The sequence below is a fragment of the Christensenella sp. genome (assembly GCF_034927525.1).
Classification (GTDB): domain Bacteria; phylum Bacillota; class Clostridia; order Christensenellales; family Christensenellaceae; genus Christensenella.
The window spans coordinates 1-7,196 of record NZ_JAYFPU010000291.1; the positions used below are offsets into that span (position 1 = coordinate 1).

Genomic DNA, 7,196 nt, shown 5'->3' on the forward strand with positions numbered 1-7,196 from the left:
ATTGCAATGCCAGCAAAGGTAAGTAGCGTAAGCGTAACGGAAGCGCGGCTTTGGATGAACGGAAGTTTTGGCGTACGGATCATGTGAATCACCATGGTCTGGCTCCACATGGACTCTACAAACCATCCGGCCTGGAACAGCGCCGTATAATTCGTTTGCATCCGTATTAACTCAGCACCAGTAAAGTGATTTGCTAGGTCGTTATACAGAATACCGTTGGACACAAACAGCGGGCAGAAAACAAAGTACATAATCGCATAGGTGGTCCAGTCAAAGATGGAGCTTGTAGGCCCGATCCACAGCATGAAGCTTCCAACCGAGGACGCGTCCCACTTGCGGGGTTTCTTCAGGAATTCCTCATCTACGTTATCCCAGGGTATGGAAGTGCAGGACAGGTCGTAGATCAGGTTGAGGAAGATCAATTGTGCGCCCATCATGGGCAGGAAAGGAAGCAGGGCGGAGGCAGCCAGCACCGAGAACATATTGCCGAAGTTGGAAGACGCCGTCATCTTGATATATTTGTTCATATTGGCATAGGTCTTGCGGCCTTCGATAATGCCTTCTTCCAAAATCATCAGGTCTTTTTCCAAAAGAATAATGTCTGCCGATTCCTTCGCGATATCGACTGCGTTATCCACAGAAATGCCAATGTCGGCGGACTTCATTGCCGCAGCGTCATTGATACCCTCACCCATGAAGCCAACGGTATGGCCGTTATTGCGAAGGACAGTGACGATGCGGGCCTTCTGAGCCGGCGAGAGCTTTGCAAATACGTCAGTATGCTCCGCCGCTTTTGCCAGAGCGTCGTCGTCCATCTTGTCAATATCGGAGCCCAGCAGCAGGTTGTTGACCTTCAGGCCTACCCTTTTGCAGATAAAGCGGGTTACCTTGTCGTTGTCGCCAGTCAGAATTTTGGTTGTAACGCCATACTCCTTGAGGGCTTTGATTGCTTCATGTACCGATTCCTTCGGCGGGTCTAAAAACGCCAGATAACCGATCAGCACCATATCGCATTCATCTTTCACGCCAAATGCGCCAACCGGAGACGGATTAGTTTTCTGTGCAACAGCAATAACCCGCATTCCGTCTTCATTAAGGGTATCTACCGTCCGAAGGATATTTACTTTTAATTCCTCCGTAAGAGGTTCCACCTTACCCTGATACTCAGCAAAGGAGCAGATGGAGAGCATTTCCTCTACGGCCCCTTTGGTGACCATCTGCGTCTTGCCGCTTTTGTCACTGACTACCGTGGAAAGACGGCGGCGGGTGAAATCAAAGGGGATCTCATCCACTTTTGTATAGGTTTCAGACAAATCGATGAGTCTTGGATCGGAGGCCTCCGCTTCCTCTGTCTTGCGAATAATGGCCCGATCCATCAGATTTTTATAGCCTGTCTGAAAATAACTGTTCAGGTAGGCGTGGCGAAGCACACGGGTGTCTTCATTGCCCATAACATCCAGGTGATACTCCAGTACCACGCGCTCCTGTGTCAAGGTGCCGGTTTTGTCAGTGCAGAGAATATCAATGGCGCCAAAATTCTGGATGGAATTCAGGTTCTTTACGATAGTTTTCTTTTTAGACATGGATACAGCGCCTTTTGCAAGGCAGCTGGTAACAATCATCGGCAGCATTTCGGGGGTCAGTCCTACCGCGACGGAAATACCGAACAGGAACGCTTCCAGCCAGTCGCCCTTGGTAAGCCCGTTTATGACAAATACGACAGGCACCATGACGAACATAAACCGGATGAGCACCCAGGACACGGCGTTGACGCCTTTGGTAAAGCTGGTTTCAACAGCCTCGCCCGCAACCGAAGAAGCCATGGAGCCAAACAGAGTATCATCGCCGACAGAGATGATCACTGCGACGGCGCTGCCGCTGATTACGTTACTTCCCATGAATGCAATATTGGAATACTCTGTAACAGTATCCACCTTATCATTGCCGACTTCTGCAAATTTTTCCACAGGTGCGCTTTCGCCCGTCAGGGCCGCCTGACTGATAAACAAATCCTTCGCTTGGAGCACTCTGGCATCCGCAGGAATCATATCACCGGCAGAAAGATGGATGATATCACCAACCACCGCATCGGCAAGGGGAATTTCCTGCCTTTTGCCCTCCTCCCGGTCAACGGTGCAGGTTGTAGTAATCATGCCCAGGAGTTTTTCAGCGGCATTGCCGGAGCGCGATTCCTGCACAAAGCGTAACGTGCCGGAAATAACGACCATGGCCATGATGATGATGACTGTACGCAGGTTAATATCCTCCGGTGTGTTTTGCATAATCGGAAGGATAACATCCGTAATCGTAGATACAATGGCAAGGCAAACGAGAATTGCCGTAAAAGGGTTGATGAACGCGCCTGCCAATCTTTGCGGCAGCGTTTTTTTCTTTTCGTGGGTCACCCTATTGCTGCCATAGGCATTGCGGCTTGCAACGACCTCTTTTTCTGAAAGACCGTCGGGGGAGGTGTTGAATTTCCTTAAAACAGTCTTGATTTTATTGGTTGCGGCGAAAGTAATCACTTCGTTGGCTCTGTCTCTGCGGACATAGCTCTCTGAAATTTTTTTCACAGCCACTTTGTTTTTTTTCTTGTTCATGAGTCTATACCTCCTAAATTGTATTTAGTGAAATCGGAAGCAAGACATCAGCCTGTATGGACTTAGAAAGTTTTTAGCAAAACAGACAGCAGGTTTTTCGCTATGCGAAAGTTTTGCTGGTATCTTCTTCGCCCCGGAGGTTGTATGTCTTGAGGGCCTAACCCACTTCCAGTATCGGATTCCATCTGTTTCGCCCCTTTCTTTTTAAAGTATCTATGTCAATGCCTTACGGCAGTCATTTTGCAGCATCAGCTTTATACCTGTTTGACTTTGTAATGAAAGCTACATCAATGCCTGTCAACACAAACCAGGCGATCATGCACCATACAAATGCAGCGTTCTTAAATCCGGGATTAAAACCGGATATCAGAAAAATGCCGCTGGCAACCAAAAATACACACCCGATATTCTTGCTGAGTTCATCCATGTGTATTTTGTTTTTTTCTTCTTTTGGCATGTCACGCCAAGCTTTGATCCAGTTTGGACCCACTCCGATGAAAAAGACGATACCAACCACCAGGAAGATAAGTCCAAAAACAATGCAATTTAAGTTCATACGTTTCACTCTCCTTTATTGTGTAGTTTCCTGTGGAACGGCTGAAAAGGGCATAAAAAAACCATCGCTATTATGCTTCTTCAGCGCATAACCCGTAATTTGTTTTCTGCAAAACTTCTTCGCAGTTACGGAAACGCAGCCTATAGAGGAATACATAAACGATGGACAATCTATCTATGGATGAATGGATAGAGATTTCCGTGCTATTCCCATAGCAGTATATCAGTTCCAGTGGTAAAGAACCTGATATAACATCCACGAATATCTATTTGTCTGACCGTTTTGTTTTGTCCCCTACAACTGTAACTGTCCACGAAATCTCATCTCCTTCCATTGTTTTTTCAATATGGCGCTCAACAGCACTTTATTATTATAACCATAATCGAAAAGAAATCATATGGCTAAATTCTTGCGATTTTCTTGCGAAACGGCAAGAAAAAACGGATTGATCTCATCCGCTGCGCAGCGGGAGCCAATCCGTTTTTCTATATTCGGTCCGTAAACTTATAACCGATTCCCCATATGGTAAGGATGTATTCCGGCACATCCGGGTTTGGTTCAATCTTTTTTCGGAGCTTTCGGATAAAGGCCATGATATTGCTGTCTGCCATAAGATAATCCTCTGCCCAAACTGCCTGGTAAATCTGTTCCTTGGTGAAAATCTCCCCCTTGTTCTTTGCAAGAAAATATAGAATGTCAAATTCCTTTGGGGTTAAACTGACCTCTGCTCCATCACATAACACTTTATGGTTCTTGGGATGGATTTCAAGTGCGCCGACATAAATGCCATCGTCTGCGCCATTGATGAAGGGTTCCCCATTACCGGTCATCCCCAGCATGAGGGTAGCCACCTCGCCTTCCATCAAATCCTTTAATCCCTGCAGAAGCTCATCGGAATACCTGGATTTAGGCTCTAAAGTTTTCAGGGTATCATACAGGGATTTAGCAAGGGCGGAATCCATCATGATAAAGCTTGCGTTTTTCTTCAATGCGATTCCCCCTTTCTAAATCAGCTCACCGTATTTGGCAATGTAGATTCGCTTCAATACGGTGGTTAACAGCATGTAACTGGCGACGACAACAAGCAGGAACCCAAAATACCACAGGGGGAGCACCGTCAGACCCAGGACATTGACCATAGGGGTAAAGGTAAGTCCTGTGAACAGCAGGATGCCGATAACCGTAATCAGCATAACCGAGGCCGATGGCCTGCTTTGCAGGAAAGGTATTTTTTGAGTGCGCAGCATGTGCAGAATCAAAACCTGCGTCCACATGGATTCCAGAAACCATCCGGTCTGGAAGAGTGCGATATATCGAAACTGCATGACCGGGTCGGTGAGCTGGGTATAGAGCAGCCCTCCGGTAAGTGCGGGGCATAGGACAAAGTATAAAAACAGAAAAGTGATCCCATCAAAAATAGAGCTGATGGGGCCGAAAAACCGCATAAAACGTCCAAGGGTTTTACCGGACCATTCCCTGGGGGAAGAAAACACCTCCTGATCAACATGATCCCACGGCAGCACGATACAAAGGATATCATAAAGCAGGTTCAAGAGCAGGAGCTGTACGGCCGCCAGCGGTAAAAAAGGCAGGAAAGCACTGGCGCAAACAATGGAAAGAATATTGCCAAAGTTGGAGCTTGCGGTTATTTTGATATACTTGGACATGTTCGCAAAGGTCTTTCTGCCCTCTAAAATGCCTTCCTCCAGCACATTCAAGTCCTTCTGCAGCAGAATGACACCGGCCATGTCCTTTGCGGCATCAACGGCGGTATCCACGGATATTCCCACATCCGCTTCACAGATCGCGGGAATATCGTTCATGCCGTCACCAAGAAATCCCACGGTATGACCGTTTTCCTGCAAAGCCGTTACAATACGAACCTTTTGGCTGGGGGTTAGTTCGGCAAATACATCCGTTTTTTCCACCACGAGCCGCAATTCCAAATCGGATAAGTGGTTTAAGTCTGCTCCGGTCAGCATATTTTCGGAGGCAATGCCGATTCTGCTGCAAATAGAGAGGGCAATCTGCTGATGATCGCCCGTAAGGATTTTCGCCTTTACCTGCAGGCTCTTGAGCTTGGCAATGGACTGTGCCACCGATTTTTTAGGAGCGTCAAAGAAGGCAAGATACCCCACCAAAGTCATGCCGGATTCGTCTGAAAGAGATGCCATATTTTGATTGCCTAAGTCTTTTCTGGCGACAGCAATCACCTTCATGCCATCTTCCAGCATTTCATCTACCACCGCGGCAACGCTGCTTCTTCCATCTTCTGAAATGGGCTTGACGGTTCCTTGATACTCCACAAAGGCACATCGGGAGAATACGGCCTCCACATCGCCCTTCATGACGAGCTGATGGTTTCCGTGATCGTCTGCGATGAGCGTACTGACATATTTACGAGAATAATCAAAAGGGATTTCATCCGCTTTGTGGTACTGTCCGGCTAAAGCCTCATAGTATTCATTTTTCCCCGGCATATTTCGGCATTCCAGAATCGCAGTATCAATGGGGTTTTTCACACCGGAGTGGTATAGGCTGTTCAAATAGGCAAGGCGGAGCGCTTCTTCACTTTCGTTTCCAAGAATGTCCATATAGTATTCTAATATTATATTTACATTGGTGAGTGTTCCGGTTTTGTCCATACATAGAACATCCATGCTTCCGAAACCCTGCATAGCATTGATATCCTTGATAATTGTTTGTTTCTTCGACATGGAAATACTGCCCTTTGCCAGACAAGCCGTGATGACCATAGGAAGCATTTCCGGGGTCAGGCCAACCGCTACGGACAATGCAAAAAGGAAGGATTCCACCCAGTTTCCTTTTGTAATGCCGGAAACAACAAAGACAATGGGAACTAAAATAACCATGAACCGGAGCAAAATCCAGGCAATCGAGTTCGCACCTTTTACAAAAGTGTTGGAAGTAAGGGCATTGGGCTGAATAAAATTGCCGTACAGCGTTTCTTTTCCAACGGCAAGGACAACACCTTCGCCTTTTCCGCTGATCACGGTCGTTCCCATAAAGACAAGGTTTTCGTACTGTGAAAAGGCCATTTGCTCCGTATAGTCATACTTCCCGCTGTTTTTTTCCAGGATGCCGCTCTCCCCCGTGATAGCGGATTGCGAAACAAACAGATCCATTGTATTTGTAAGGCGTATGTCCGCCGGTACGCGATCACCTGCAGATAAATAGACACAATCACCCACCGCCAGATCTTCGGCAGGTATTTTTATAATGACACCGTCTCTTTTTACATTGATATGGGTATGCACCAGCCGGTCCAATTGATCGTAGGCATGTTTCGACCGAAGTTCCTGGATAAAACGAACAACACCGCTGACGAGAATCATCACGCTGATAATGATAACCGTTGTGGCGGTCTTATGGAGATCGTCCGTATACCATACATCCGTTACAAGGGATACAATGGCCAGCACGAACAGAATTACGGTAAACGGGTTAATAAAGGCTCGGCGGAGCCGAAATCCTATGGTATCCGATTTTCTGGCGACAATATTGTTGTCCCCATATTTTTTCTTCATGACCTCGACCTGCTCCAGTCGAAGCCCGTTTCGCGTGATACCCAAATCGTTATACAGAGCGGCCGTATCACTATGAGCGTATTTTTTCATACGGTTGTTTAATAGGGATGCTTTATTCAAAGTGATACCTCCTAATCAAATGAGTAAATATATATTATTTTATCATAATCCGAGCCGCCAATTTCTTGCTTTTCCTTTGCGATTTATTTCCGTCCTGTTTTTTCATGGCTAAAGCTCATAATTCTTTCCTTCTTTTATTTCTTTCTTAAAATTTCAATACGTCCGCTCAAAAAGTCCCATCGTGCCCAAAAAGACATCAATTCAGCCCGTCCGCGCTCATTGAGTGTGTAGAACTTCCGCGGCGGGCCGATTTCGGAAGGTTTTTTGACAATGTGAACCAATCGGTTCCTTTCCAGCCGCACCAGCAGGGAGTAGACTGTACCTTCGGCAATGCCCTCAAAACCGAGTTCATTCAACCTTTTCACAATCTCA

At 46.7% G+C, this 7,196-nt stretch carries 5 protein-coding genes; all 5 read right to left on the reverse strand.

Annotated elements, in window-relative coordinates; all coding sequences use genetic code 11:
* A partial coding sequence (gene mgtA / locus VB081_RS11780) for a magnesium-translocating P-type ATPase (RefSeq protein WP_323401000.1) occupies positions 1-2,600 on the reverse strand: 2,600 nt, incomplete at its 3' end.
* Between the two features lie 235 nt (positions 2,601-2,835).
* Positions 2,836-3,156, reverse strand: a complete 321-nt coding sequence (locus VB081_RS11785) for a DUF3784 domain-containing protein (protein ID WP_018307466.1) — start codon at positions 3,154-3,156, stop codon at positions 2,836-2,838.
* 485 nt (positions 3,157-3,641) lie between these two features.
* A complete protein-coding gene (locus VB081_RS15065; protein WP_018307465.1) occupies positions 3,642-4,145 on the reverse strand; it encodes a winged helix-turn-helix domain-containing protein in 504 nt (167 codons plus the stop codon).
* Between the two features lie 15 nt (positions 4,146-4,160).
* On the reverse strand, positions 4,161-6,824 hold the full coding sequence (mgtA, locus tag VB081_RS11795) for a magnesium-translocating P-type ATPase (RefSeq protein WP_018307464.1): 2,664 nt from the start codon (positions 6,822-6,824) through the stop codon (positions 4,161-4,163).
* Between the two features lie 134 nt (positions 6,825-6,958).
* On the reverse strand, positions 6,959-7,196 hold a 238-nt coding region (locus VB081_RS11800; protein WP_323401001.1), incomplete at its 5' end, for a PadR family transcriptional regulator.